This is a genomic window from Marinobacterium mangrovicola (assembly GCF_004339595.1).
GTDB classification, from domain to species: domain Bacteria; phylum Pseudomonadota; class Gammaproteobacteria; order Pseudomonadales; family Balneatricaceae; genus Marinobacterium_D; species Marinobacterium_D mangrovicola.
The window spans coordinates 788,332-813,320 of the sequence record NZ_SMFU01000007.1 but is presented as its reverse complement, the minus strand read 5'-3'; the positions used below and the strand labels follow the sequence as shown (position 1 = coordinate 813,320).

General features: G+C 56.6%; 23 protein-coding genes and 2 tRNA genes. 4 read left to right on the top strand and 21 right to left on the bottom strand.

Translation table 11 applies throughout. From position 1 onward, the window contains the following. Positions 1 to 3: 3 nt before the first annotated feature. Positions 4 to 996: a glycosyl transferase family protein gene (locus CLV83_RS04680; protein WP_132288212.1), complete on the bottom strand. Its 993-nt coding sequence runs from the start codon at positions 994 to 996 to the stop codon at positions 4 to 6. Positions 997 to 1,146: 150 nt separating this feature from the next. Between CLV83_RS04680 and rlmD the strand changes: the two genes are divergently transcribed. Next, on the top strand, positions 1,147 to 2,505 hold the full coding sequence (gene rlmD / locus CLV83_RS04675) for a 23S rRNA (uracil(1939)-C(5))-methyltransferase RlmD (RefSeq protein ID WP_132288209.1): 1,359 nt from the start codon (positions 1,147 to 1,149) through the stop codon (positions 2,503 to 2,505). Continuing rightward, a complete protein-coding gene (locus tag CLV83_RS04670; protein ID WP_132288206.1) occupies positions 2,499 to 3,143 on the top strand; it encodes an RluA family pseudouridine synthase in 645 nt (214 codons plus the stop codon). The genes rlmD and CLV83_RS04670 overlap by 7 nt, the downstream gene beginning before the upstream one ends. A 10-nt stretch (positions 3,144 to 3,153) precedes the next feature. Here the strand turns inward: CLV83_RS04670 and CLV83_RS04665 are convergent, their stop codons facing one another. The 5 genes from CLV83_RS04665 to dapA all read right to left on the bottom strand — a co-directional run bounded on the left by CLV83_RS04665 (position 3,154) and on the right by dapA (position 12,368). Further along, the gene (locus CLV83_RS04665) at positions 3,154 to 4,110 is read right to left on the bottom strand and encodes a 2-hydroxyacid dehydrogenase (RefSeq protein WP_132288203.1); all 957 of its coding nucleotides are present in this window, start codon (positions 4,108 to 4,110) and stop codon (positions 3,154 to 3,156) included. Positions 4,111 to 4,219: 109 nt separating this feature from the next. Then, positions 4,220 to 9,079 (bottom strand): NAD-glutamate dehydrogenase, encoded by a 4,860-nt coding sequence (locus CLV83_RS04660; protein WP_132288200.1) that lies wholly within the window; start codon positions 9,077 to 9,079, stop codon positions 4,220 to 4,222. A 236-nt stretch (positions 9,080 to 9,315) separates the two neighbouring features. Continuing rightward, positions 9,316 to 10,029: a phosphoribosylaminoimidazolesuccinocarboxamide synthase gene (gene purC / locus CLV83_RS04655; RefSeq protein WP_132288197.1), complete on the bottom strand. Its 714-nt coding sequence runs from the start codon at positions 10,027 to 10,029 to the stop codon at positions 9,316 to 9,318. Positions 10,030 to 10,084: 55 nt separating this feature from the next. Continuing rightward, on the bottom strand, positions 10,085 to 11,479 hold the full coding sequence (bamC, locus tag CLV83_RS04650; RefSeq protein ID WP_132288194.1) for an outer membrane protein assembly factor BamC: 1,395 nt from the start codon (positions 11,477 to 11,479) through the stop codon (positions 10,085 to 10,087). 13 nt (positions 11,480 to 11,492) lie between these two features. Next, positions 11,493 to 12,368 (bottom strand): 4-hydroxy-tetrahydrodipicolinate synthase, encoded by an 876-nt coding sequence (dapA, locus tag CLV83_RS04645; RefSeq protein ID WP_132288191.1) that lies wholly within the window; start codon positions 12,366 to 12,368, stop codon positions 11,493 to 11,495. A gap of 190 nt (positions 12,369 to 12,558) precedes the next feature. On the opposite strand from dapA, the gene bcp reads away from it, so the two are divergent. Then, positions 12,559 to 13,008, top strand: coding sequence for a thioredoxin-dependent thiol peroxidase (bcp, locus tag CLV83_RS04640; RefSeq protein ID WP_132288189.1), 450 nt, complete (start codon positions 12,559 to 12,561; stop codon positions 13,006 to 13,008). 23 nt (positions 13,009 to 13,031) lie between these two features. Here bcp and CLV83_RS04635 read toward each other — a convergent pair whose 3' ends face one another. Next, the gene (locus CLV83_RS04635; RefSeq protein WP_132288186.1) at positions 13,032 to 14,111 is read right to left on the bottom strand and encodes an AI-2E family transporter; all 1,080 of its coding nucleotides are present in this window, start codon (positions 14,109 to 14,111) and stop codon (positions 13,032 to 13,034) included. After that, positions 14,104 to 14,388 carry a sulfurtransferase TusA family protein gene (locus tag CLV83_RS04630; protein ID WP_132288183.1) on the bottom strand — a complete coding sequence of 95 codons (285 nt, stop codon included), beginning with the start codon at positions 14,386 to 14,388 and terminating at the stop codon, positions 14,104 to 14,106. Before CLV83_RS04630 ends, CLV83_RS04635 begins: the two co-directional genes overlap by 8 nt. A 32-nt stretch (positions 14,389 to 14,420) precedes the next feature. Here CLV83_RS04630 and CLV83_RS04625 point away from each other — a divergent pair, with 32 nt between their 5' ends. Then, positions 14,421 to 15,917, top strand: a complete 1,497-nt coding sequence (locus CLV83_RS04625) for a M48 family metalloprotease (RefSeq protein ID WP_132288180.1) — start codon at positions 14,421 to 14,423, stop codon at positions 15,915 to 15,917. 82 nt (positions 15,918 to 15,999) lie between these two features. Here the strand turns inward: CLV83_RS04625 and nadA are convergent, their stop codons facing one another. The 13 genes from nadA to ruvB all read right to left on the bottom strand — a co-directional run bounded on the left by nadA (position 16,000) and on the right by ruvB (position 24,989). Then, positions 16,000 to 17,043 (bottom strand): quinolinate synthase NadA, encoded by a 1,044-nt coding sequence (nadA, locus tag CLV83_RS04620; protein ID WP_132288177.1) that lies wholly within the window; start codon positions 17,041 to 17,043, stop codon positions 16,000 to 16,002. A 168-nt stretch (positions 17,044 to 17,211) separates the two neighbouring features. Continuing rightward, a tRNA-Lys gene (locus CLV83_RS04615) sits at positions 17,212 to 17,287 on the bottom strand. A gap of 40 nt (positions 17,288 to 17,327) precedes the next feature. Further along, a tRNA-Lys gene (locus CLV83_RS04610) sits at positions 17,328 to 17,403 on the bottom strand. A 61-nt stretch (positions 17,404 to 17,464) separates the two neighbouring features. Then, the gene (queC, locus tag CLV83_RS04605; RefSeq protein ID WP_132288174.1) at positions 17,465 to 18,154 is read right to left on the bottom strand and encodes a 7-cyano-7-deazaguanine synthase QueC; all 690 of its coding nucleotides are present in this window, start codon (positions 18,152 to 18,154) and stop codon (positions 17,465 to 17,467) included. Positions 18,155 to 18,227: 73 nt separating this feature from the next. Further along, positions 18,228 to 19,016, bottom strand: a complete 789-nt coding sequence (gene ybgF, locus CLV83_RS04600) for a tol-pal system protein YbgF (protein WP_132288171.1) — start codon at positions 19,014 to 19,016, stop codon at positions 18,228 to 18,230. Then, a complete protein-coding gene (gene pal, locus CLV83_RS04595; protein ID WP_132288168.1) occupies positions 19,016 to 19,543 on the bottom strand; it encodes a peptidoglycan-associated lipoprotein Pal in 528 nt (175 codons plus the stop codon). Before pal ends, ybgF begins: the two co-directional genes overlap by 1 nt. A 161-nt stretch (positions 19,544 to 19,704) precedes the next feature. Beyond that, positions 19,705 to 21,000, bottom strand: coding sequence for a Tol-Pal system beta propeller repeat protein TolB (gene tolB / locus CLV83_RS04590; protein ID WP_132288165.1), 1,296 nt, complete (start codon positions 20,998 to 21,000; stop codon positions 19,705 to 19,707). A gap of 4 nt (positions 21,001 to 21,004) precedes the next feature. Further along, complete coding sequence (tolA, locus tag CLV83_RS04585) at positions 21,005 to 21,925, bottom strand: cell envelope integrity protein TolA (RefSeq protein ID WP_165900238.1); 921 nt, start codon at positions 21,923 to 21,925, stop codon at positions 21,005 to 21,007. A gap of 4 nt (positions 21,926 to 21,929) precedes the next feature. Further along, positions 21,930 to 22,349, bottom strand: a complete 420-nt coding sequence (gene tolR / locus CLV83_RS04580; RefSeq protein ID WP_132288159.1) for a protein TolR — start codon at positions 22,347 to 22,349, stop codon at positions 21,930 to 21,932. Positions 22,350 to 22,360: 11 nt separating this feature from the next. Beyond that, positions 22,361 to 23,041 (bottom strand): protein TolQ, encoded by a 681-nt coding sequence (gene tolQ, locus CLV83_RS04575; protein WP_132288156.1) that lies wholly within the window; start codon positions 23,039 to 23,041, stop codon positions 22,361 to 22,363. Positions 23,042 to 23,065: 24 nt separating this feature from the next. Further along, positions 23,066 to 23,470 carry a tol-pal system-associated acyl-CoA thioesterase gene (ybgC, locus tag CLV83_RS04570; RefSeq protein WP_132288153.1) on the bottom strand — a complete coding sequence of 135 codons (405 nt, stop codon included), beginning with the start codon at positions 23,468 to 23,470 and terminating at the stop codon, positions 23,066 to 23,068. 75 nt (positions 23,471 to 23,545) lie between these two features. Further along, complete coding sequence (locus CLV83_RS04565; RefSeq protein ID WP_165900237.1) at positions 23,546 to 23,863, bottom strand: TraR/DksA family transcriptional regulator; 318 nt, start codon at positions 23,861 to 23,863, stop codon at positions 23,546 to 23,548. A 106-nt stretch (positions 23,864 to 23,969) separates the two neighbouring features. Next, the gene (ruvB, locus tag CLV83_RS04560; protein WP_132288147.1) at positions 23,970 to 24,989 is read right to left on the bottom strand and encodes a Holliday junction branch migration DNA helicase RuvB; all 1,020 of its coding nucleotides are present in this window, start codon (positions 24,987 to 24,989) and stop codon (positions 23,970 to 23,972) included.

Sequence of the window (24,989 nt, the reverse complement as noted above, 5' to 3'; positions counted from 1 at the left end):
CGCTCAGTAACGGGCGCGGTCACGCCCTTCCCAGATTGAGCGCGCACGGTCGATCAATTGCGGCTGATCCTCTGCCTCATTCGGGATCAGCAGGCGCAGCACCATCGCCAGCGTGGAGATCACCGCACCTTCGCCATAGGGATGTTCCATTTCACCGCGCCAGAGCTTCAGCAGATCTTGTGGATCAAGCGTCTCATCCTTCACCAGTCGCTGCGGATAGATCCGCGCCCAACTGCCAGTGGATAGTTCACCGTTGACGATCCAGTGCAGGTCACAGTCGGTGTCCGGCTTGACCTCCGCCTCACCGCCATCACCCCGCACGGTAACCGCCTGATGGGTACCCAGCAGCTGAGCAGTCTTCTGATGCATAGGCGCATAAGGCGGGTGGAACACGCCATCGACAGTGACCTCTGCCTCCAATGGATTCAGCATCCGGCACAGGGTATGCACTGGCGAGCGCAGACCGAGAATATTGCGCAGCTGGATGATTTCACCCAATGGCGGGCAAAAATGGTCGATCGACATAAAGGCAAAGCCGCTGCCTTCAAGCTGCTCACCGACCTGCTGCCAACTTTCGCAGGAGGGCAACCCAAAGAGTGCGAGCATATCTTCAGTGTAGATGCGGCCCGCAGTGTGGCCTCGGGCACCGTGCATAAATACCGGCGTGCCCTGCTCCGCAAGCAGTAACGCCGACAGCAGGAACCAGGGAAGATGACGTTTTTTACCGGCGTAGGATGCCCAGTCCACGCTGGCGTTAATTCCGACCGGGGGCTGGTAGCGCTCGCGCACCGCATCGGCAAAACCGGCCAGCTCATCCGGCGCCTCCTCTTTGACGCGCAGCAGCATCAAAAAAGCACCCAGCTGTTCCGGGCGTACCTTGGCATCCAGGATCATTCCCATCGCATCCCGCGCTTCCGCACGGTCCAGCGAACGGCTTCCTTTCTTGCCCTTACCGAGAATGCGCACGTACTGTGCAAACGGATGTTCCTGAGCCATACCACTACTCCACAAAATTGCCGGCATATTGCCATTTAGCGCAAAAATCAGGCTGTGATTCTACACCAGCCCAGGGTCTACCATCAGCCGCCTGTTCCGGCACAGCAGGCAAATTGGTAGAATTGCCGGCCTCTTAACCGGGTAGTTCTCATGAGTCGTAATCGCATCCAGTTTGGCGGACCTGCCAAGCGTCAGAGCCGTCAATCCATACCAGATCACTTCGAAGCCGATATAGACAATCTCAGCCTCGAGGGACGCGGCATCGCCAGAATCAACGGCAAAACCTGCTTTATCACCGGCGCACTGCCCGGAGAAAGGGTTAACGCCCAGATCACGGCACGGCACAAGCGTTACGATGAAGCGGTTGTCGAAGAGATACTGGTCGCAAGCGGGGAGCGGCGCCAGCCTCCCTGTGAATACTATGGTCGCTGCGGCGGCTGTCAGCTTCAGCACCTGGAGCCGAAGTTGCAGCTTGAGTACAAGCAGAACCAGCTACTCGATCAACTGAAACGCTTTTCTGACATCGAGCCGCAGCAGGTCGAAGCCGCACTGACTTCAGAGGAGTTTGGCTATCGGCGTACTGCGCGCATCGGTATCAACCAGCGTGCCGATGGCGAGCTACTGATCGGTTTCCGCCGTCAGGCCAGCAACAAGCTGCTCGATATCGATCAGTGTCCGGTGCTGGACTCACGCATCAACGCACTGCTCGCCGCCTTGCGCAACGCGCTGACCGGTCTCGGCGATATCAAGCACCTGACCCATCTCGACATCGCCTGCGGCGACGAGACAGGCTCACTGACCATACGCACCACGCGCAAACTCAATCAGGTACAGAGCGAGGCTATCGTCCAGGCCTGCAGCGAACAGGGTTTCCAGTTTTATATCGAGAACAATAAAGGCCAGATCGAAAGGGTCAGCAGCACGGCCGTCCAACTTAGCTATCAGTTGCCGGCGCAGAATATCAACCTCAGCTTTGCACCGGGTGACTTCCTGCAGGTGAACGCATCGATAAACCAAAAAATGGTTGAACGCGCACTTGAGTGGCTGTCACCCACAGAAAATGACCGGGTTCTGGACCTGTTCTGCGGCCTCGGCAATTTCACGCTGCCGTTGGCAACCAAAGCTGCCCGTGTAGTCGGCGTGGAAGGCTCAGCAGAGATGGTCGCGCGCGCCCGTGATAATGCTGAACTCAACTCACTGAGCAACGCCGAGTTTTACAAGGGCGATCTGAGCAGCGATATCCGTGAAGGCTACTGGTACCGTGAAAGCCGCCAGGATGGTTTCGACCTGGTGCTGCTTGACCCGCCCCGCGCTGGCGCCGAAGCCTGTGTCCGCGAGCTGGCAGGCTATGGCGCCCGGGCAGTGCTGTATATCTCCTGCAATCCGGCCGCACTGGTCCGCGATGCCAAGTTATTGAAAGAGGCCGGCTACCTTATGACGCGCTTTTCGGTAATGGATATGTTCCCGAACACCGCCCATGTGGAATCGATGGCGCTGTTCGAATGCTAACGCCCGAGACGCAAACTGCACTAACGGTTCTCTATGCCGATGACGCCATCGTCGTTGTCGACAAAGCAGCCAACCTGCTCTCGGTTCCCGGCAAGGGGCCACAGGGGCAGGAGTGCCTGTGGCGGCGGGTGCAGGAGCACTATCCGACCGCGCGTATCGTTCACCGCCTGGATTACGCAACGTCAGGAGTGATGGTGCTGGCACTGAGCGCCGAGAGCCATCGAGCGCTCAGCATTCAATTCCAGGATCGAAAAACCGACAAACGCTATCAGGCCGTCGTCAGCGGCACGCCTAAAACAGATAGCGGCTCGGTGGACCTACCGCTGCGCTGCGATTGGGAGCGGCGACCGTTGCAGATCGTCGATCACGAACAGGGCAAGGCGGCTCTGACGCACTGGCAGGCAACCGGATCTACCGAGCTGGGTACCCGAATCGAGCTGCACCCGATCACCGGACGTTCACACCAGTTAAGGGTTCATATGATGGCGATGGGTCATCCAATCATCGGCGATCAGTTCTATGCACCGGAATCGGTGCGCGATGCGAGCCCACGGCTACTGTTGCACGCCGAAATGCTCTCGTTCGATCATCCGGTGAGTGGTGAGCGCCTCATTGTTGAAGCGCCCTGCCCTTTCTAATCCTGCCGTATCAGAAGCCGTTAACACAGCGGGTCGGCTGACCGGCCTTGAACGCTTCTACATTTTCTACCGCCTGGCCGATAATAGTTTCCCTCGCCTGGATGCTACCCCAGGCGCTGTGCGGCGTGACAATAAGATTGGGAATATCATCGGCCAGCAGCACATTACCCTTACGCGGCGGCTCCTCGGTGAGCACGTCGGTGGCGGCGCCCGCGATCACACCCTGACGCAGGGCCTGCGCCAAGGCTTCTTCATTGACGACGCCACCGCGAGCCGCATTAATCAGAAAGGCCCCCGGCTTCATCGCGGCCAGCTCATTCTCTGAAACCAGGTTCCGGGTCGCGTCTGTCAACGGGCAATGAAGACTCAGCACGTCGGACTCTCTAAGGACACGTTCAAAGGCAACCCGTCCGACAGGTATTTCATCAGCGCCCGGCCTTGCTGCAACCTGCACGCTCATGCCGAAACACTCCGCCAGCCGAGCTACCTCCTGGCCCAAGGCGCCGTAGCCAACAATACCGAGGGTACGGCCACGCATTTCGACAATGGGAAAGTCGAGCAGACAGAACTGCTGCGCCTTATTCCACTGACCCGCTTTAACCGCACGGTCGTAATCGAGCAACCGGGTGTGTAGTGCCAGCATCAGGCTGATCGTATGCTGAGCCACCGCATTGATGCCGTAACTCTGGGCATTGCAGACCGGGATTTCCCGCTCCCGCGCCGCTTCGATATCTACATTGTTGTAACCGGTGGCCACGACGCAGATCAGCTTCAGCGAGTCCGATTCTTTTATCCGTTCAGCATCGAGCACCACCTTGTTGAGTATGACCACATCAAACCCATCGATGCGCTCGGCTACCTGCTCCGGTGCCGTCCGCGGGTAGGTCACCAACTCGTCAAAGCAGCCTTCCAGCTCGGAAAGATCCAGATCATCCAGGGTCACCAGATCAAGAAATACAGCTCGCATAACAACAAAACTCCAGTAGAACCAAAAAGGGCCGGACATTCCCGCCCGACCCTTTTATCTTAACGCGCCTGAGCGCTCAATTGTCAGTGATCGATTTCGAATCGCGCACTCAGCTGCAGTGAGCCAGCTCCACCAGCTCCCGGATCGCCACGGCAAACACCGCGCTGTCCGGCTTGCTGACCGAATTAAGGTCAGTCAATATCTGGCTCCAGCGCTGCAGCAGTACCGAGTTGGTCTCAAGCCAGCTCTCGACGCAGGCCTGACTCGACAGCACTTCCTGCTCCGACTCTGCCTCCTCTTTCTCGGCGCGTTCCGCGCTGGCCCGGTTAAGCACACTGACGGTAATCGCCCGCTGCTGGCTGTTGAGTTCCTCCCTGAAGCCATCCCTTGCCAGCGACTGCCAATGGGTTTCCTGATCCATCAGCTTGATCTGACGATCAACGCTGTAGAGATCGAGCTGCTCCCCAATAAGGAAGTAGACATCAGCCACACGATCCAGCGGCTCGCCGGTCTGCTCTGCAGTGGCGATAATGCCCAACAGGGTGTACAGGCTATCAAACGAGGCTGCCTGTACCGCCAGCTCCGAGGGCACTCCGGCCTGCTCCAGCTCGTTATACCGTGCCTGCCAGGCTTCCCGCGGCTCACCGGTGAGGCGCTCCGAGAGTGACAGCGCCATGGACTCAACGCCGGGACGGAAGCGCTCTACCAGCGCCTGAGGATCAAGCTGCTGGCGGTAGGCATTTAACAGCCAATTGGCCGCCCGACGTACCAGTCGCTGCAGATCCCCCATGATCCCCTGCAACATCGCAGCCGGCACAGAATTATCCAGCGCTTCTATCTGCTGCCAGAGCGCATCCATGTTGAAGATATCCCGCGCCGTAATATACGAAGCCGCAATATCGGCCATATCCCGCCCGGTCGCCTGATGCATCCGCAGCGGGAAGGTGATCCCCATGCGGTTGATCATGCCGTTGGCGGTCTGGGTGGCAACGATCTGCGCCTGCAGGCGGTGATTTTCCACCTCTTCGGTGTAACGCTCGACCAGTGCTGCCGGGAAGGCTGTCTGGACCTCACGGGCAATGTAAGGATTCGATGGTAACCAGCTATCGGTCAGCACCTCCTTGAGTTCGGCCTTAACATAGGAGATCAGCACCGAGAGTTCAGGCCGGGTCAGCGTTTTGCCCTGCTCGCTGCGGCTGACGATCTCTTCATCCGCCGGAATAAACTCCAGCGCACGTACCAGCCGGCCCCGTTGCTCCAGCTCGTTGATCAGCCGCCGGTAGTCATCCAGCGCACGACCAACCTGGCTTTGACAGATACTGATCGCCAGCGCCTGGCTGTAGTTGTTTCTCAGGACCAGCCGGGAGACCTCCTCGGTCATCTCCTTGAGGAAAACGTTTCGCTGCTTAACGGTCAGGTCACCATTACCAACCACGTTGTTAAGCAGGATCTTGATATTGACCTCATGGTCGGAGCAGTCCACACCACCGGCGTTATCGATAAAGTCGGTGTTACAGGCGCCGCCATTCAAAGCAAACTCAATACGTCCAAGCTGGGTAAAGCCCAGGTTGCCGCCCTCACCCAGTACCCGACAGCGCAAGTCGCGGCCATCGATACGCAAGCTGTCATTGGCCTTATCGCCCACATCGCCGTGCGATTCGAAGCTCGCCTTGACGTATGTACCGATGCCGCCATTCCAGATCAGATCCACACGCGCCTTGAGCAGCGCGGATATCAGGTCGTTAGGTGCCAGCCTGTCCTCACTGATATCGAAGCGTTTTTTCATTTCCGGCGTGATATCGATCCACTTGGCGGCACGGGAGAAAACTCCGCCCCCCTTGGAGATCAAAGACTCGTCATAGTCTGACCAGCTTGAGCGTGGCAGTTCGAACAGACGCTTACGCTCGACAAAGCTCGCTGCGGCATCCGGCGCCGGATCGATAAAGATATGCATATGGTTGAAGGCCGCCACCATCTGAATATGCTCAGACATCAGCATGCCGTTCCCAAAGACATCGCCCCCCATATCACCAATGGCAACGACGCTGAACGCCTGGGTCTGGGTATCGAGGCCCAGTTCACGGAAGTGCAGTTTCACCGATTCCCAGGCACCGCGTGCGGTGATGCCCATTTTCTTGTGGTCATAACCCTGGGACCCGCCAGAAGCGAAGGCATCGCCCAACCAGAAACCAAACTCCTCCGCTATGCCGTTGGCGATATCGGAGAAAGTTGCCGTTCCCTTGTCGGCAGCGACGACCAGATAGGGGTCATCCTCATCATGGCGCACCAGCTCTGGCGGGGGTGCCACTTCACCATCGACAAAGTTATCGGTCACATCCAGAAGACCGCGGATAAAGGTCTTGTAGCAGGCGATACCCTCTTCCAGTACCGCCTCGCGGCTGGCGTTGACCGGCATCTGCTTCGCCACAAAGCCGCCCTTGGCACCCACTGGCACGATAACCGCGTTCTTCACCTGCTGCGCCTTGACCAGACCCAGCACTTCGGTGCGGTAATCCTCGCGGCGGTCCGACCAGCGCAGGCCACCACGGGCGACCTTGCCACCGCGCAGATGCACACCCTCGACCTTCGCAGAATAAACAAAGATCTCGAACATCGGCCGCGGTAGCGGGATATTGGCGATCTCGTGGGGATTGAGCTTGAAGACCAGATAATCCTTGGGCTCACCCGCACTGTCGTTCTGGAAATAGTTGGTTCGCAGGGTCGCGCGGATCAGCTCCAGGTAGCGGCGCAGGATCTTGTCATCGTTAAGATGATCAACCTTGTCCAACGCATCGATTACGCTGCTGCCGATACGATCGGCCAGCGCCTGTACCTTGGAACTGTTCTGCCTGCCAGGCTCGAAACGGGCACGGAACAGTGCAACCAACAGGCGTGTGATATAGAGATGACGCGACAGGGTATCAGCGATGTAGGGCTGACTGAAGCCAAAGCGGATCTGCTGATTGTAGCGAGCGTAGGCACGCAACATCGCCACTTCCCGCCAGTTCAGCCGCGCACCGATGACCAGGCGGTTAAACTCGTCGTTTTCCGCACGGCCACTCCAGATATTAAAGAAGGCGTCCTGGAAAACCTGCTTAACCTCTTCCAGATCAACGGTGTCCTCGCTGTTGTAGAGCAGCGTGAAATCGTGAATCCAGAAATGCTCGCCATCACGCCGGCGCACCATATAGGGGTGCTCGCCGACGACACGCATACCGAGGTTTTCCAGCACCGGGATGATATCTGACAACACCAGCGGTTCATTGCGGTTGAACAGCTTGAACTTGAGCAGATCGCGAGACTGTTCTATCTGCCGATAGAAGCTCAAAGCGATGCTTTTACCGGTATCGAGCTCCTCAATGTGGTCGATATCGAATACCGCGCTGGCCGGTGAGAAGTGTTCACGGTAAGCCGATGGGAAAGCGTTACGGTAGGCGTTGGCCAGATGATTGCCACGCTCCTCACCGGAGGCATCAACGAGCACCGAATGCAGCTCATCAGACCAGGAACGTGACAGCTCAGCCACTTCCGCTTCCAGTTCCTGGGGATCAAAGGCGTTCATCGTCTCCGGATCAACCGGCAGGACGAAATAGACACGGGTCAGCACCGACTCGCTGTAATAGGTGGTGAACTCAGAGTCGAGCGCACCAAGGCGCTCCACCAGCAGGTCCTGCACCTGAGTGCGCAACGCCGTATTGAAGATGTCACGCGGAACGTAATAGAGAAAGCTAAAGAATTTGCCACAGGAATCACGTCGACAGAGCAGACGAACCTTACGCCGCTCCTGCAGGTTGAACACCCCCATGGTGTTGCTGAACAGTTCGTCATCGCTGGAGAGCAGCAATTCATCCCGCGGTAGATCGTTAAGAATCTGGCTCAGCGACTTGGCGCTATGACCACCGGGCGTGAATCCGGCGCGCTCGAGCACCTGGGCAACACGGCGGCGCAGGACCGGCACATTGACCGGCGGCTCCGCATAAACAGGAGAGGTGTAAAGACCGTAAAAGCGGTGCTCGCCGGTGACCTCGCCCTGGTCATTAAACTGTTTAACCACCACCAGGTCACGATACGCGGGGCGATGTACCCGGGAGCGCCGGTAGTCCTTGGCAAACATCAACGGCTTATTGACCAGCTGTGAGCAGCTACCCACCTCTTGAACATCCCGCTCAGACGGCTGTAAGCGACACACGCCCAGTTCTGAGCTCTCTACCGGCACCGTGGTCAACACATTGCCGGATACGTCGAAATTGAGTGCCTCATAACCAAGAAAAGTGAAGCGATTCTCCAGCAGCCAACCAAGAAAAGCGCGCGCTTCATCCACGTCCACCTGCTCGGGCTGCTTGAGCTGAGCCAGTTCATCCATCAGCGCTTCGACGCGCCCACGCATGGCATCAAAATCCGTTACTGCTGCGCGCACCATGGTGAGCACTTCAGCCAGGCTGTGTTCGATATCCTTTAACTCATCGGGATTACTGTGGCGATCAACCTCGATATAGATCAGCGCTTCACGGGTAATCCCCTCTTCACTGCTGGCCTTGGCGCTCTCCTTGACCAACGCGGAGCGGCCATCACGCTGAATGTTCAGTACACCACTGTGCACGACGTGGATAGATAGACCGCGCCGGTTCAGTTCCATGCGGACCGAGTCCACCAGGAACGGCATATCCCGATGACTGATCTGGATCACCGTGTGTCCACAGTGCCAGCCATGTCGCTCAAGATCGGGGTTGAAGACGTGGATCTTCTGATCCTGGCCATCCCACTCCTGCAAATGTTCCCAGCAGGACAGGGTCGCACCATAAAGGTTCTGCGGGCTGCGCTCCGCCAGCTCCTCCAACGGGGAAACCCGATAATACTGGTTAACGAAATCGAGAACTTTTTGGGTATCGCGTTTCGGTATACGGGCCGCGATTGTCTCACCCAGCTGCGATAGGATTTTATTCTTCTGTTCAGTACGCCGTTCGGACATTTGCCTCTTCTCCATCAGGGCTCATTGCTCCAATCCCCTTAAGGCTAGACCAGGGTGGATGGATTTGCGATGTGTCGATGAACTTATTCAGTTGTTTTTTATACCTTTAACAACTTAACCAGTTTAAATATGACATTTAAACCCCTACGAACAGATGATTACCCACTTACTTTCTTATAAGCACAAAAAAACCCGGCATTGCCGGGTTTTTTGTCTTAACTCGCTGGTCGGTCGGGTCAGTCGAACTGGATACCGAGACGCTGACCTACCTCTTCGTAGGCTTCGATCACGCCGCCAAGCCCCTGACGGAAGCGGTCTTTATCCAGCTTCTTGCGGGTTTCCTTGTCCCAGATACGGCAGCCGTCCGGAGAGAACTCGTCACCCAGTACCAGCTGACCTTCACTCATGCCGAATTCAAGCTTGTAATCCACCAGCAGCATACCGGCGTCGGAGAACAGCTTTTTCAACACATCATTGACGGCGAAGGTCAGTTCCTTGGCACGTGCAACCTGCTCTTCAGTAGCCCAGCCGAAAGACTTGATGTGGTAATCGTTAACCATCGGATCACCCAGCGCGTCGTTCTTCAGGAAGAACTCAAAGGTCGGCGGATTCAGATCCATCCCTTCCTGCACGCCGTAACGACGGCAGATAGAGCCCGCAGCGACGTTACGCACAACGCATTCTACCGGAATCATTTCCAGACGCTTAACCAGGCTATCCGTATCGGACAACAGCTTAACGAAGTGCGTCGGGATACCCGCATCAGCAAGCTTCTGCATAATAAATGCATTGAACTTGTTATTGACCATACCTTTACGGTCAAGCTGCTCGACTTTCTTACCGTCGAACGCTGAGGTGTCATTACGAAACTCCATCACCATCAGCTCTGGGTCGTCGGTACGGTAGACCGACTTAGCTTTACCGCTGTAAAGCTCTTCACGCTTTTCCATCAATCTCTCCAAAACACCCGATTTGCCGGGATTTGTTCCACCCAAAGGCCTCTGATCAGCTTTCCGGCAGGTTATCTTTAATCTCCCAGAGGATCTCTTCAGCCACCACGTTCGGTGCCGCCAACCCCTGGTCAGTCAATACGGACAGGAAGACGCCGTTGCGGGTACGGTTCATCTTCAACTGGTAACGTCCGGTATGTTCGAAGTTACCGGTCTCCTCATTGTAAGTACCGTTATCGCCACCGCCAAAGACGTAGATGACCTTACCGCCAAACCAGATTTTATAACCTTCCTGGTTCGCCGGGTTATTCGGATCTGCAATGTCGGCAGCCACATCGGCCTGCTCTTCACCCGAGGCGCTGGTGTTGCCGGAGCTGTAACGGATCGCCCCCGGCGAATCGTCTTCATCCGGAGCCAGACCCAACGCATCACCGAAGAGATCGGTGCTGAACTGGATATCCTCACGATCGGAGTTGAGCCACTCGAAGAAGCCCATACGCTCGGTTTCATCCACGCGGGTCTTGGTGGTGTAAGTCAGGTAGACCATACCGGTCTCCTGCGAGCGGGTACCCACATCGACCTCAGCCTCATCCAACGCACTGTTGAGCTGCGCCCAGGCGCTATCGATCGGAGTGCCCAGTTTCAGCACAGGGTTACCGCGGGAGTCGCGACCAAGCTGAGGATCGTCCCGAGTCTCCTGCTGCAGCGCAAGCAGGCTCTGAGAGTCGGGCTCGGATGCTTCGCTCAGGTAGCGCAGCATCTCGAACATCATATCGGCCTTATACTCCACGTCCTGGGACTGAGTGTCCCAGTCGATGGCGCTGACTTCCTGCTCAAGCGGGAAGCCGACGTGCTGCATGCGGATCGAGGTGCGCTGGTAATCATCCGGATCCGGACGCAGGGACAGACGCAGTTTGTTGCGGCTCGGCCCGTCCATATCCTGGAATGTCAGACGCTTAATCCAGCTATCGATGAAGCTGTAGTCATCGCCATCGAGAGTGATCCAGTCAGTTTCCATAACCCCCTGACGCGGATCCGACAGTGCCAGGTCGATATCATTGAATGACCAGAACTCCTGCATTTTTACCCAGACATCGGAGATCGGCTCGTCCACGACGATGACACGCTGGCCATCTTCGCGCCGCATGTTGACCTTCTCGCTGCCCGATTCAAGATAGAAGAACTCGGGGCGCGGCACCTCAAATTCGCCCTGTTGAGCGATAGCGGTATCACCGGCTTCCGGTACCACCAGCTGCTCCTGCATCTGGCGGGTTTGCATCTCCGGCGGCAGCGCCAGGCGCTTGCCGGCCCGTGCCAGTTCATAGTCCTGGCCACGGTCACGCACAATCGCGTTATCACCATAGATCGGGTTGTCGTCAAGACTACTGCAACCACTCAACACCGCGGCAACGGCCAGCGCCATGAGTGTGTGGGAGTTTTTTCTGGTCATGTCCCTCTGCCTGTCAGATTACGCCACATTCGCGAAGCGCGTTACGTACTTCCTCGTGATACTGCTCGGCGAGAATCGTCAACGGCAGACGAATACCGTTTTCGATCAGCCCCATTTCATGCATCGCCCACTTCACAGGAATCGGGTTAGCTTCCACGAACAGTTTGGTATGCAGCGGCATCAGCTTCTGCTGCAGTGCGCGTGCTTCTTCAACCTTTCCATCTAGACCCAGCTGGCAAAGCTCAGCCATTTCAGCCGGAACCACGTTGGCGGTTACGGAGATATTGCCCTGACCACCGAGCAGAATCAGTTCGATCGCGGTACCGTCATCACCAGAGTAAACAGCGAAGTCTTCGGAGACACCATCGATCAGTGTTTTCGCGCGATCAAGGTCACCGGTCGCTTCTTTGATACCCACAATATTGGGGTGGTCCATCAGGCGGAATACGGTTTCCGGCTTCATATCGCAACCGGTACGGCCCGGTACGTTATATAGAATCTGCGGAATATCGACCGCGTCAGCAATAGCCTTAAAGTGCTGATACATCCCTTCCTGAGTCGGCTTATTGTAGTAAGGCGTTACCAGCAGGCTGTAGTCGGCACCGGCGTCCTTGGCACGGCGGGTCAGCATAATCGCTTCGCGGGTTGAGTTGGCACCGGTACCGGCAACAACCGGAATCTGACCGCCCACACGCTTGATAGTGTGCTTGATTACCTCGAGGTGCTCGTCGTAATCCAGTGTCGCGGACTCACCGGTGGTACCCACAGCACCGATGGCCGCGGTGCCCTTTTTAAGATGGAGATCGATCACCTTATCCAGTGCGTCCCAATCGACGTCACCGTTAGCATGCATAGGGGTCACGAGCGCTACAATACTGCCGCGAATCATTTCTCTCTCCATCTGAATTAAAGCCCCGGTATGGTACGTTTGCGCCGCCGGGATGAACAACCACCGGTAGATTGTGATCGTACCGGCTTCTGATATCGTAAAAGCCGAATATTTTAAACGATTTGGCGACCGCTAGCGTAGAGGGTCGCAGCTTTTTTCACAACAGATACAACACTTGAGGAGTCTATCCATGCTTGAAGCAGGACAACCAGCCCCGGATTTCAACGCCGTGGACCAGAATGGAGACCCGATCAGCCTGAGCCAGTTCCGTGGCCAGAAGGTTGTTCTCTACTTTTATCCGCGCGACAACACCCCGGGCTGTACTGCCCAGGCCTGCGACCTGCGCGACAACTACGAACGACTCCAGGCTGAGGGCTATCAGGTGATCGGCGTCAGCACCGACACAGAGAAAAAGCACCAGAACTTTATCGCCAAATACGAGCTGCCGTTTCCGTTGATCGCCGATACGGATAACAGTGTTCACGAACTGTTCGGTACCTGGCAGCTGAAGAAGAACTACGGCAAGGAATATATGGGTACGGTGCGCACCACCTTCCTGATCGACGAGCAGGGCACGATCACCGAGGTGATCAAGAAGGTAAAAACCAAGGAACACACCGCCCAGATTCTGGCGGAGTAAAACTTTCTCAAAGCACGCCGCCCTTACGCGTCGGTGTGCTCCTCTTCCGCCTGACTAACCGCGATAGGCCAGGCATTGATCACCGCCTTCACCAAGGTGGCCAAGGGAATCGCAAAGAACAGCCCCCAAAAGCCCCAGAGACTGCCAAATACCAGCACCGATACAATGATCGAAACCGGATGAAGGTTTACCGCCTCGGAGAACAGCAGCGGCACAAGCACGTTTCCATCCAGCGCCTGAATCACGCCGTAGGCGATCATCAGCCACATAAATTCACTGGTCCAGCCCCACTGAAAAAAGGCGATCAACGCGATCGGCAGGGTCACCAGCGCCGCACCGATGTAGGGAATCAACACAGACAGACCCACCCCGAGCGCGAGCAGCGCTGCGTAGTTGATACCAAGGGTGACGAAAACCACCCAGGTCACACCACCAACGATGAGAATCTCGATCGCCTTGCCGCGCACATAGTTGGCGATCTGGGCATCCATCTCATGCCAGATACCAGTCATCATCTGGCGCTTGGCGGGCATAAACGAGCTGAAAGTCTGTAGCATCGAGTCACCATCCTTCAGGAAGAAGAACACCAGAATCGGCACCAGCACCAGATAGATCAGCATCGCGGCAATGCTGGTCAGGGAGTTCAACGAGAAGGTCACGACCCACTGCCCCAGCTGACTGAGCTCGGTCGCAGCCACACCGATCATCTGCCGGATCTGCTCCTCGGAAACCAGGTTCGGATACTTTTCCGGTAACAGCAGCAACAGATTCTGCACCTGCACGACCATCCCCGGCAGCTCATTGAAGAGATTAACCAACTGACGCCAGGCGATCGGCATGACGACAAGCAGAAAACCGGCCAGGAAGCCGACAAAGACGACGAATACCAGAATCACCGAGGGCAGATGTGGCAAACCTCGCTCCTGCAACCAGGTCACAAGGCCCTGCATCAGAAAAGCGATAATCAGACTGGCAAAAACGGGCGCCAGGGGCGCGCCGAGGAAAATGATAACGGCCAGCCCGCCAAGCAGCAGCAAAAACAGATAAAGCGCTTCTTCATCGGAAAAATACTGATCTATCCATTTATTAAAAATTTTACGCATTCAGCGACTTACTCCCTTTCTGCATCATCTTTCCTCGCCTTATGATATGGATATAACATTCGCCTTCTGTGAACGAATCCACCATTTCATGGTCGCTATTATCGACATAGACACGAAAGTCACGAACAGACCCCGCATCGGTCGCGATCACTTTCAATACTTCCCCCGGCGCCATCTTGTTCAAAGCCTGTTTGGCCTTGAGCAAAGGCAAGGGACAGGAAAGACCACTCGCATCGAGCAGTTCGGTGATTTCCGCTTCAGTCGGCGTATGCTGCATTAACCCACTACCTCCAACGACTACAGAGCTGTATGCGACGGACTTTATACCAGAAATTCAGACAGAAAAATGCATGGACGCAGATAGGACGACGGCTCCGTGGCGGCATTTTATGCTGCTGCATCGGGTTTTCCACCCTGCCCCTGACCGGGCAAGCCGCTGAACCTTCGCTGCCGATTCTGACCGATTCCACCTCCAGCATTATCAGCCTGCAGGATGAGCACAAGCTCGGTCGCGCCTGGGCTCGGGTACTGCGAGGCCGCGCCGTGCTGCTGGACGATCCGATGGTCAAACAGTATCTGCAGGATCTGCTTTGGAGAATCGTACCCAGTAGCGAACTGAGGGACCGGCGTCTGGAGTTGATCACGCTGGATAATGAAACCTTCAACGCCTTCGCCGTTCCCGGCGGGATCGTTGGCGTCCATGGCGGCCTGATCACCGCATCCGAATCGGAAGCGGAGCTTGCTTCGGTACTCGCTCACGAACTGGCTCACCTGAGCCAACGCCATTACGCCCAGCAGTTGGAAGAGAGCCGACGTAACCGCCCGCTGGTGCTCGCCGGCGTGCTGGCGAGTATTCTACTGGCCTCTGCCGATGGCGAAGCGGGAACCGCTGGCCTCGCCTCTACCCTGGGCGGATCTGCATCAGCACAACTGGCGTTCAGCCGTCGCAATGAACAGGAAGCGGACCGGGTCGGTATGCAGACGCTGGTAAAAAGCGGATTCGATCCCTACGCGATGCCAGAGATGTTCTCACGGCTGCAAAAGAGTTATCGATTTGCCGGCAACCGCGCTCCGGAATTTCTGCTCACCCACCCGGTAACCGAATCACGTATTGCCGACTCGCTGAACCGCGCAGCCCACCTGAACCGTCCCTCTGCAAAAGACAACAGTCTGGTTTACGACCTGGTACGCACACGACTGCTGGTGCACTACGGCAAGGATATGAACGCGCTCTTCAACCAGTTCAGCAACGATGCCAAGTCATCGCCCCGCGATGCCTACGGCCTGCTACTGACCGCCATTGAGTTGGGTAAACCCAAACAGGCTCAGGCGGCCCTGGATATGCTGCCTAGAGCCTGGCAACAGCACCCCTATGTGCGACTGACGGCACTGGATTTCTATCTGCGCACCGACAACATCGAAGCCGGCGTGAAGCTGGCCAGGGAGCTGCATGATCTCTATCCAGGCAGCATGCCGGTCACCTACTACTACGGCCTTGCCCTGCGCCAGGCGCGTGATTACAAGGGGGCCGCAGACGCATTCAAGGAGCTTACTTCCGATTACCCCACCGATGCCGCTTTCTGGTTTCAGCTCTCCGAAACCCAGGGCCTGGACGGAAATATTGCCGCCGTGCATCGCTCGCGCATCGAATATTTCCTGCTTACCGGGCGCATCGACCGGGCGCAGAAACAACTGGATTATGCGCGTCGTGAAAAGGGATTGAGCCCAATCGATACGGCACGCCTGGACCAGATGGAAGAGGAGATCAAACGGGTACGCCAGGAGATGGACGACACCCTGTCCTGATACAGCCCCGCCCCACCTCCAACGCATAAAAAGGCCGACTAAGATGTCGGCCTTTTTATCAATCAGCTGAGCTGAATATGATTTAGCTCGCCTGGAAGTCGAGCATCCGCTGCAGCGGAATCCGCGCTTTCTCGATCAGCGCCTCATCCACGTGCACCTCATCGGTACCTTCCTGCAGCGCCTGCAGGATATTTTCCAGGCCATTCATCGCCATCCACGGGCAGTGAGCGCAGCTGCGACAGGTCGCACCGCTACCGCCGGTAGGCGCTTCGATGAAGGTCTTATCCGGCGCAGCCTGCTGCATCTTGTAAAAGATGCCGCGATCGGTAGCGACGATAAACATCGGATGCGGCAGCTCCTGAGCAGCTTTGATCAACTGCGTGGTCGAACCCACGGCATCCGCCAACTCGATCACAGACTCGGGAGATTCCGGGTGCACAAGAATGCCAGCTTCGGGGTAAACCGCTTTCAGATCCCGCAGACCTTTGGCCTTGAACTCGTCGTGAACAATGCAGGCAGCATCCCACAGTAACATATCAGCATCGGTATTCTTCTGGATGTAAGCACCCAGATGCTTATCCGGCGCCCAGATAATCTTCTTGCCCTGCTCCGCCAGATGCTCAACAACCTGCAGACCGATGCTCGATGTGACCACCCAGTCTGCACGCGCTTTAACCGCCGCCGAAGTGTTGGCGTATACCACCACCTCATGATCCGGATGGGCATCACAAAAAGCGGAAAATTCATCAATCGGACAACCCAGATCCAGCGAGCAGGTCGCTTCGAGGGTTGGCATCAGAATGCGCTTTTCCGGGCTTAGAATCTTCGCCGTTTCACCCATAAAGCGAACACCGGCAACGATCAGCGTCTTGGCTTCATGGCGCGCACCGAAGCGCGCCATCTCCAGCGAATCCGCTACGAAGCCACCGGTTTTCTCTGCCAGTTCCTGGACCAGCGGATCGGTGTAGTAATGAGCAACCAGACAGGCATCTTTCTCTTTCAGAAGAGCCTGAATGCGCTGGGTATAGTCTTCGATCTGCTCCGGACTGAGTGCAGAGGGCAAATGTTCCTGGGCGAAGTGTTCCTGCACCAGGATACGATCATCTATTTCCGGTTTCGTCAGCATCTTTTCTGTTCTTAACTTCGTGACTAATGTCGACAGACTTGTTTGAAAGGCGGCAAATTATATCACAGCCAGCGGATTAGACATTCAGGGAAACGGTAATTTCCCGCTTAGCTCTAATACCCGTGCGAATCGAAGCGCTGGAACCAGTGACAAGGTGAGCGAGAATAGTGGTGGGTCGTATAGGATTCGAACCTATGACCAATTGGTTAAAAGCCAACTGCTCTACCAACTGAGCTAACGACCCGCAGTATAGAACAGGCGAACGGCCTGCTATAAAGGAAAGGTGGTGGGTCGTATAGGATTCGAACCTATGACCAATTGGTTAAAAGCCAACTGCTCTACCAACTGAGCTAACGACCCGCCGTAGGGCTGCGCATTGTACGTAGCTTACGCCGAAAGGCAACCCTATTTTTCGAGTTTTTTACGCTTCAACGTAGCGAGTGGGATCCGCAACGCCCGCATCCTCGAATCCTTTAGCGCGTAGACGGCAGCTGTCACAGTGACCGCAGGCCCTGCCCTCGTCGTCTGCCTGGTAGCATGACAACGTCGCGCTGTAGTCAACACCGAGCGCCATTCCCGCCTGAATAATCTCTGCTTTGGTCAGATCGATCAACGGCGTCTCGATACGGATTGGTTCACCGCTGACGCCATTTTTGGTGGCCAGATTGGCCATTTTCTCAAACGCGGCGATAAATTCAGGGCGACAATCCGGATAACCAGAGTAGTCCACGGCGTTAACGCCGATAAAGATCGCCTCGGCGTGAAGCACCTCAGCCCAGCCCAACGCGAGCGACAGGAACACCGTATTGCGCGCCGGAACATAGGTGATCGGGATGCCGTCATCCTCGGCGTCCTCAGGGACGTCGATCGATTTATCGGTCAGCGCCGAGCCGCCAAAGTCTTCCAGGTTAAGCCTCAGCACACGATGCTCAGCCACCTCAAGCGAGGCAGCGATCTGACGCGCCGCGTTTAGCTCGGTCAGCGAACGCTGGCCATAATCAAAACTAAGTACATGGCAGCTGTAACCTTTGGATTTGGCGATCGCCAGGGCGGTCGCAGAGTCGAGCCCGCCAGAAAGCAGCACGACTGCGCGTTTTTGAGCTTGGGTCATTAAATATTCCGTGTTTGACGTGTGACTTGTAGAACCTGACTTATTACCAGCAACTATTCTAACGCGACTCCCCTTAACGAGAATAGTTACGCGCAAGTCCCGCAGCGGAGCTCTGCGGATAGTCCTGAATCAAACGCTGGAAAGAGCCCTGAGCCGCCTCACGCTTACCCAAACGATCCTGAACGACGCCAAGCTTGTACAGGGCATCCGGCACCTTTACATGGCTCGGGTAGTCACTGACGACCTTATTAAACGACGTCTGTGCCTGCTCCAGAGACTGCTCTGCGAGCTGAATCTCTCCGATCCAGTAGTAGGCGTTTGCCACATGGTCACTGTCGGGATAATCGCTAATAAACGCCTGGAAAGACGCTTGCGCCTCATCAAACTTACGCTCGCGCACCAGCTGGAACGCACTCTGATATGCAGACTGCGCATCACCGCTTGCAACGGCGGTTTGATTACTGCTGTCGGTTGTCGGCGCGGGCGCCGCTTCTGCGGCATCGCTGCTTGCGGAGTCGGATGATGATGGAGCAGCCAATGCCGCCCCACCGCCGGCAGCCGTTGCGTTGATAATCGCGCTGAGCCTGCGATCGGTATCACGGTACCGGTCGAGCTGCTCCTGCTTCATTTTGTTGATCTGGTACTGCTGGGTCTCAACCTGACCGCGCAGCTGCCGGACCTCCTCCTGAAGCTGCTGCACCATCATCAACAGCTGGCTCTGACCGGACTGCAGACCTTGCTGCATACCGGCGCCGGAACGCACTTCAGTAACGGGAATCTGAGTGACTTCGGCTGCCGCCGCCGACCCAGCCGCAAGGCTCAGGGTCAGCAGGGGCAGAACCTTTCTACGCAGTGCCAGCATTAGCGAGCTACGTACTTAAGCTCAACACGGCGGTTCTGAGCCCAGGAGGCATCACCGCTACCCATCACTGCGGGCTTTTCTTCGCCGTAGCTGATGGTTTCGATCTGGTTGGAAGATGCACCATTAACCACCAGCAGACGCTCTACAGCGTTGGCACGACGCTCGCCCAGTGCGATGTTGTACTCACGGGTGCCACGCTCATCCGCATGACCTTCAAGACGCACAGAAGCAGACGGGTTATTGGCCAGGTAGCGGGCGTGCGCTTCCAGATCGGCAAAGCCGGCCTGTTTCACAACCGACTGGTCAAAGTCGAAGTAGAAGACGGTCTGCAGTTGATCGATTGCACCCGCGCTGCCACCGCTGACGCCAGAGCCATCCACACCATAGGAGCTTGCAGAACCGGAACCGTCCTGACCACCCATTGCACCTTCACCGCCTTCGGTGGTGGTGCTGGTAGTGCTACAGCCTGCTGCCCAGATGACAGCTGCGCCCAAAGTGGCCGCCTTAAAAACGTTCAACGCTCGCATCGATATCTCCTGCTTTATTTGCTCGACGATGTGAATTTTCGGTAACGCTAATCCCAGCGATTGCGCTTTGCAAGAGACCCGGGGCTAACTGCTCCAAAGTCTCTTAAAACTGATTCTTTACTACGACAACTCAGCCCAAAAGCCCGATTGCCAATGCACTGTTAATGCAAGTACGGACTCCAGGCGGGCTCCCGCACGTCGCCACTGCGGCTAGGCATACGGAAGCGGACCTGACCATCCAGGGATACCGCCGACAGCACACCACGACCGCCCTCTTTGGTCGCATAGATAATAATGCTGCCATTCGGCGCGATGCTCGGTGATTCTTCCAGCCCTGCTTCGGTTAGGATATCCAGACGTCCGGACTTCAGATCCTGAACCGCGATAGTGAAATCGCCACCCTGAGGACGATGCACCATGGCCAGAAAACGCCCGTCATCGGTTAACCGCCCGCGGGCGTTATAGTTACCTTCCCAGGTCAGCCGCTCCAGATCCCTGCTTTGCAGATTCAAACGATAAATCTGTGGCTGCCCACCACGATCTGAGGTGAACAATAGCGACTTGCCATCCGGCGACCAGGTCGGTTCGGTATCGATCGCATAATGACGTGTAACACGCTGCAACTGACGCGTGGCGAGATTAAGAACATAAATCTCGGGGTTGCCGTCCTTGGACAGTACCAGGGCCAGTTGATTGCCATCGGGCGACCAGGCGGGAGCGCCGTTCAGCCCCGGAAATGACTGGATTCGCTCGCGCTTGCCGGTGGCCAGATACTGAACGTAAATCGCCGGACGACCAGATTCGAAGGAAACATACGCCAGCTTGCGACCATCACGAGACCAGCTCGGCGACATGATCGGCTCGTTGGATTCCATCACTGTGCGCGGACGAGCCCCATCCCAGTCGGCCAACTGCAGCTTATAGCTATTGCTACCACCCTTATGATCCGCCTGGATATAAACGATTCGAGTCGAAAAAGCGCCCTTGAGTCCGGTCAGAGCCTCGAAAACCTGATCGGATATATAGTGGGCTGCATCACGCAACTGCGCGCTGCCGCTGTTGACGACATTATTGGCCAACTCAATGCGCTGCTCTTTAAGCACATCGTAGAGACCAACCGTAATCCGCACCTGGTCAGCGCCAGCCGGCTCGATACGCCCGGTCAGCAGGTAATCGGCCCCACTGACACGCCAGTCACGGTAATAGACGTCGCCTTCCCGGGTCGGGAAGCTGAGCATGCTTTCCCGCGGCAGGGTCGAGAAGAAACCGCTGCGGCCCAGATCCTGTTCGACAACCTTTGCCACATCCTCAGATAGCGCCGCACTGCCATTCCAGCCGAACGGCACCACGGCCACTGGCGAGGGTTCCGACACACCCTGGGTTACCTCGACCACCAGCTCGGCGCGAGTGGCTGTTGCCATCACCAGCAGGCAGAGTGAAATCAGTATCTGTCTCATCCGTTTACCACCTTAATCCTTCGGGTCTGAAAACCACACGGATAGATCTTAGTCGTCGTTCAAAAAGTATAGGGTCCACTTCGGCCACGCGGTCAAAGCGCTCGGTACGATGTACCGCCTGCAGTGCAGAGCGATCAAAAGCCGCATCACCGCTGCTCTTTACGATGGACGCCTGATCGATCTCGCCGTTACCCAGCAACCTGATCGACACCACGGCCTCCATCCCGTTACGAGCGGTGGCCGGAATACGCCAGTTCCGCTGCAGCAATCCATGAATATAACTTTGGATATCTCCCACCACAGACTCTGCGCGTTTCGCTGCAGCCTGACGCGCCTGCTCCGCACGCGCCTGGGCGGCGGCTTCTTCCTCGGCACGCTTCTTTGCCTCCGCTTCGGCCCGAGCCTTCGCCTGGGCTTCCGCTCTGGCTTTCGCCTCGGCCTCAGCTTTTGCTTTGGCTTGCGCCTCTCGTTGTGCCTGCGCCTTGCGCTCGGCCTCCTCAGCGGCTTTCTTTTTTGCCAGGGCTTCGGCCTTTTTCTTGGCCTCAAGTTCCGCTTTTCTTTTCTGCTCCGCCGCGGCCTGCGCCTTGCGCTCAGCAGCCGCCTCGGCTTCGGCCTTGGCTTCCGCTTGTGCCTGCTTCTGCCGCTCCGCCTCAGCCTGCTGACGTGCCTGCTCAGCCTTACGCGCCTCTTCGCGCTGCTGCGCCTCGGCCTGCTGCCTGGGATCCGGTTGCTGTGTCGGTGGTGGTGAGCTCTGACCGGTCTGCTGAGAGAGCGCATCAAGATCGATCATCTTGGCCTGAATGTGACGAGGCGTACGCCTCTCCGGCTCGGCTTCGCCCACCCAATGCACCAGCAAACTGCCCAGAATCACCACATGCAACAGGGTCGCCAGGATCGTTGGCAGGATATATCCGCGTAACTCCACCAGGCTACTCCGTTACCAGCCCGACGCTGGAGGCGCCAACACCCTTGAGCAGCACCATCAACTGAACCACAGCATCGTAACTGACATTTTTATCACCGCGCACAAGCAGCAACTTGTCAGGAGTCAGGCTTAGCACCTTGCCGACCCTCTCTGCCACCTCATCCGCCGTTACCGCTTCGGTTTCATCAGCACCGCCTACATTGATGTAGTAGGCGCCATCACGATCGACCGAGACGATCAACGGATCGCTATCCTCGGTATCAACCTGCTCAGCACTGGTCTGCGGCAGATCCACATCGACCCCCTGGGTCAGCATTGGCGCCGTCACCATGAAAATGATCAACAGCACCATGGTCACGTCGATGTAGGGAACCACATTGATTTCAGCGTTGAGCTTACGCTTTTTACGCATCCGCCTGATCATGCCTAATTACCTCAGGCCGCAGCGTGAACGCGTCGGTAAAGAATGCTGGTGAACTCATCAGCAAAGGTTTCGTAGCTGTTCATCAGCCACTCGGACTTTGCCGAGAAGCGGTTATAGGCAATAACCGCCGGGATGGCCGCAAACAGACCCATCGCCGTCGCCACCAATGCCTCGGAGATACCGGGAGCCACGGATGCCAGAGTCGCCTGATGCACGTTCGCCAGGCCACGAAACGCGTTCATGATCCCCCACACAGTGCCGAACAGACCGATATAGGGGCTGGTAGAACCCACCGTTGCAAGAAACGGAAGATGACGCTCCAGGCGCTCCTCTTCCCGCGCCAGCGATACGCGCATACTGCGCTGCACGCCGTTCATCACTACTTCGGGGTCAACGCCGGGCTGCTTGGTCAGCCGGGTAAACTCTTTAAGGCCGGAGCGGAATATATTTTCGGCACCACAGGCCTGATTAGGTGTGGCGTTTACTTCACGGAACAGGTGGCTCAGATCCACACCCGACCAGAAGCGGTCTTCAAAATCACGCAGGGAGTTCTGCGCACGACGCAATACCTGACGGCGCTGAAAGATCATCACCCATGACACGAAGGAGGCCAGCAGTAACAACAGCATTACCAGCTGCACAACAAAGCTGGCGTTGATCACCAACCCCCAAATAGACAGTTTGTCTTCCACTTACAACTCCCGAGATAGAATCATTCAAACCTGTTGAATCAAACACTTCACCAGATCGGCAGGCCAGCGCCGGGGCTTGAAGCCCTGACTGTTAACGCAGGCCACGCGCACATTCCCCTCGCACAACAGCTGACCCGACGCAGCGTCGACAACCCGCTGTTCGAAGAGAACACTAGCGCCACCCCGCTGTTCGATAGCGGTATGCACAATAAGTTCATCATCAAGACGTGCTGGTTTTACATAACGCGCATCAATGCTGTGGACAACGAAGAGACAGTGTTCGGAAGCCAGCCGTTGCTGGGAGTAGCCCTGCTGACGCAGGAGTTCGGTACGGGCCCGCTCCATGAATTTCAGATAGTTCACATAGTAGACAATGCCGCCAAAATCCGTGTCTTCGATGTAGACACGCACGGGCCACTCGAACGCCATTTCAAGCCCCAACCGATTGGTGAAGGGCTCACAATAGCAGGAGGACAATTTTATACAAGCAGGGAAAAGAGGGACTTAGGTACCCTGGGCGAGGCGTTTTACCTTGGCGCCACAGGAAACGCAGAGGTCCACTGCGGGGTCCGCCCGCAGATGGTTCATTTCGATCTCCTCGCCACAGCCGATGCAGTAGCCGTAAAGCCCTGTATGGATCCGCTCAAGCGCCGCATCGACGCGATGAATATCATGTTCGATCTGTTGAGCCAGCACTCCGGCATTATCGGCAACATGACCATTACCCACCAGTGTGGGCTTGAGTGCGCGCAGGTCCGCCTCCAGCTCTGCTCTCAGCTGTTGCAGTACAATGCGCGGATTTTCGCGGTTTGATTGAGGCACTGCCAGACACCCGTTGTTATTCAAGTTCCAACGGATATTAGGCAAGGATCTCTTTGCACTCCTTGATTAGCGTCAGGTATCCCGTGAGCACAGAAATAGTTTTATTTCAGAGTTGATCGCGGTCAGGCCGATCAATCCCGAAGTGGAGATAAGCATGATCGGTGACTACCCTGCCCCGCGGGGTGCGCATGATAAATCCCTGCTGAATCAAAAACGGCTCCAGCACATCTTCGATGGTATCCCGCTCTTCACTGATCGCCGCCGCCAGGTTATCGACACCAACCGGGCCACCACCAAACTTCTCGATCATCGCCAGCAACAGACGACGATCCATATGATCGAAGCCCCGTTCATCAACGTTGAGCATATTCAACGCAAGATCTGCGATATCCCGGGTAATACGCCCCTCGCCTTTAACTTCGGCGTAGTCACGGGAACGACGCAGCAAGCGGTTCGCGATTCGTGGCGTCCCCCTGGAGCGACAGGCCACCTCTCGAGCCCCCTCTTCTTCAATCGGTGTATCGGATAGCTCAGCGGAGCGCATCACGATACGGGTCAGATCATCGACACTGTAATACTCAAGCCGCTGCACGATACCGAAGCGATCACGCAGGGGCGACGTCAGCAGACCCGCCCGCGTAGTCGCCCCCACCAGCGTAAACGGCGGTAGATCAATCTTGATTGAGCGCGCAGCAGGGCCTTCGCCGATCATAATATCGAGCTGATAGTCCTCCATGGCCGGGTAAAGAACCTCTTCAACATTGGCGCTGAGACGATGGATTTCATCGATAAACAGCACATCGTTGGGTTCCAGATTCGTCAGCAGCGCCGCCACATCTCCAGCCTTTTCCAGTACCGGACCTGACGTAGTCTTGATCTGCGAGCCCATCTCATTGGCAACGATGTTCGCCAGGGTGGTTTTACCCAACCCAGGCGGACCAAAAATCAGCGTATGATCCAGCGCCTCACCACGATTACGGGCCGCGTGAATGAAGATCTCCATCTGCTCACGCACACGGGGCTGACCGTGATAATCCTCCAGCATCTTCGGCCGGATCGCACGATCCTGCACCTCTTCCGACGGCTGAGCCACCGGGCTGATAAAACGATCTTCTTCAATCTTCAT

Coding starts and splice junctions, on each gene's coding strand:
- CLV83_RS04680 (WP_132288212.1), bottom strand. CDS start 996: ATGGCTCAGGAACATCCGTTTGCACAGTACGTGCGCATTCTCGGTAAG.
- rlmD (WP_132288209.1), top strand. CDS start 1,147: ATGAGTCGTAATCGCATCCAGTTTGGCGGACCTGCCAAGCGTCAGAGC.
- CLV83_RS04670 (WP_132288206.1), top strand. CDS start 2,499: ATGCTAACGCCCGAGACGCAAACTGCACTAACGGTTCTCTATGCCGAT.
- CLV83_RS04665 (WP_132288203.1), bottom strand. CDS start 4,110: ATGCGAGCTGTATTTCTTGATCTGGTGACCCTGGATGATCTGGATCTT.
- CLV83_RS04660 (WP_132288200.1), bottom strand. CDS start 9,079: ATGTCCGAACGGCGTACTGAACAGAAGAATAAAATCCTATCGCAGCTG.
- purC (WP_132288197.1), bottom strand. CDS start 10,029: ATGGAAAAGCGTGAAGAGCTTTACAGCGGTAAAGCTAAGTCGGTCTAC.
- bamC (WP_132288194.1), bottom strand. CDS start 11,479: ATGACCAGAAAAAACTCCCACACACTCATGGCGCTGGCCGTTGCCGCG.
- dapA (WP_132288191.1), bottom strand. CDS start 12,368: ATGATTCGCGGCAGTATTGTAGCGCTCGTGACCCCTATGCATGCTAAC.
- bcp (WP_132288189.1), top strand. CDS start 12,559: ATGCTTGAAGCAGGACAACCAGCCCCGGATTTCAACGCCGTGGACCAG.
- CLV83_RS04635 (WP_132288186.1), bottom strand. CDS start 14,111: ATGCGTAAAATTTTTAATAAATGGATAGATCAGTATTTTTCCGATGAA.
- CLV83_RS04630 (WP_132288183.1), bottom strand. CDS start 14,388: ATGCAGCATACGCCGACTGAAGCGGAAATCACCGAACTGCTCGATGCG.
- CLV83_RS04625 (WP_132288180.1), top strand. CDS start 14,421: ATGCGACGGACTTTATACCAGAAATTCAGACAGAAAAATGCATGGACG.
- nadA (WP_132288177.1), bottom strand. CDS start 17,043: ATGCTGACGAAACCGGAAATAGATGATCGTATCCTGGTGCAGGAACAC.
- queC (WP_132288174.1), bottom strand. CDS start 18,154: ATGACCCAAGCTCAAAAACGCGCAGTCGTGCTGCTTTCTGGCGGGCTC.
- ybgF (WP_132288171.1), bottom strand. CDS start 19,016: ATGCTGGCACTGCGTAGAAAGGTTCTGCCCCTGCTGACCCTGAGCCTT.
- pal (WP_132288168.1), bottom strand. CDS start 19,543: ATGCGAGCGTTGAACGTTTTTAAGGCGGCCACTTTGGGCGCAGCTGTC.
- tolB (WP_132288165.1), bottom strand. CDS start 21,000: ATGAGACAGATACTGATTTCACTCTGCCTGCTGGTGATGGCAACAGCC.
- tolR (WP_132288159.1), bottom strand. CDS start 22,349: ATGATCAGGCGGATGCGTAAAAAGCGTAAGCTCAACGCTGAAATCAAT.
- ybgC (WP_132288153.1), bottom strand. CDS start 23,470: ATGGCGTTCGAGTGGCCCGTGCGTGTCTACATCGAAGACACGGATTTT.
- ruvB (WP_132288147.1), bottom strand. CDS start 24,989: ATGAAGATTGAAGAAGATCGTTTTATCAGCCCGGTGGCTCAGCCGTCG.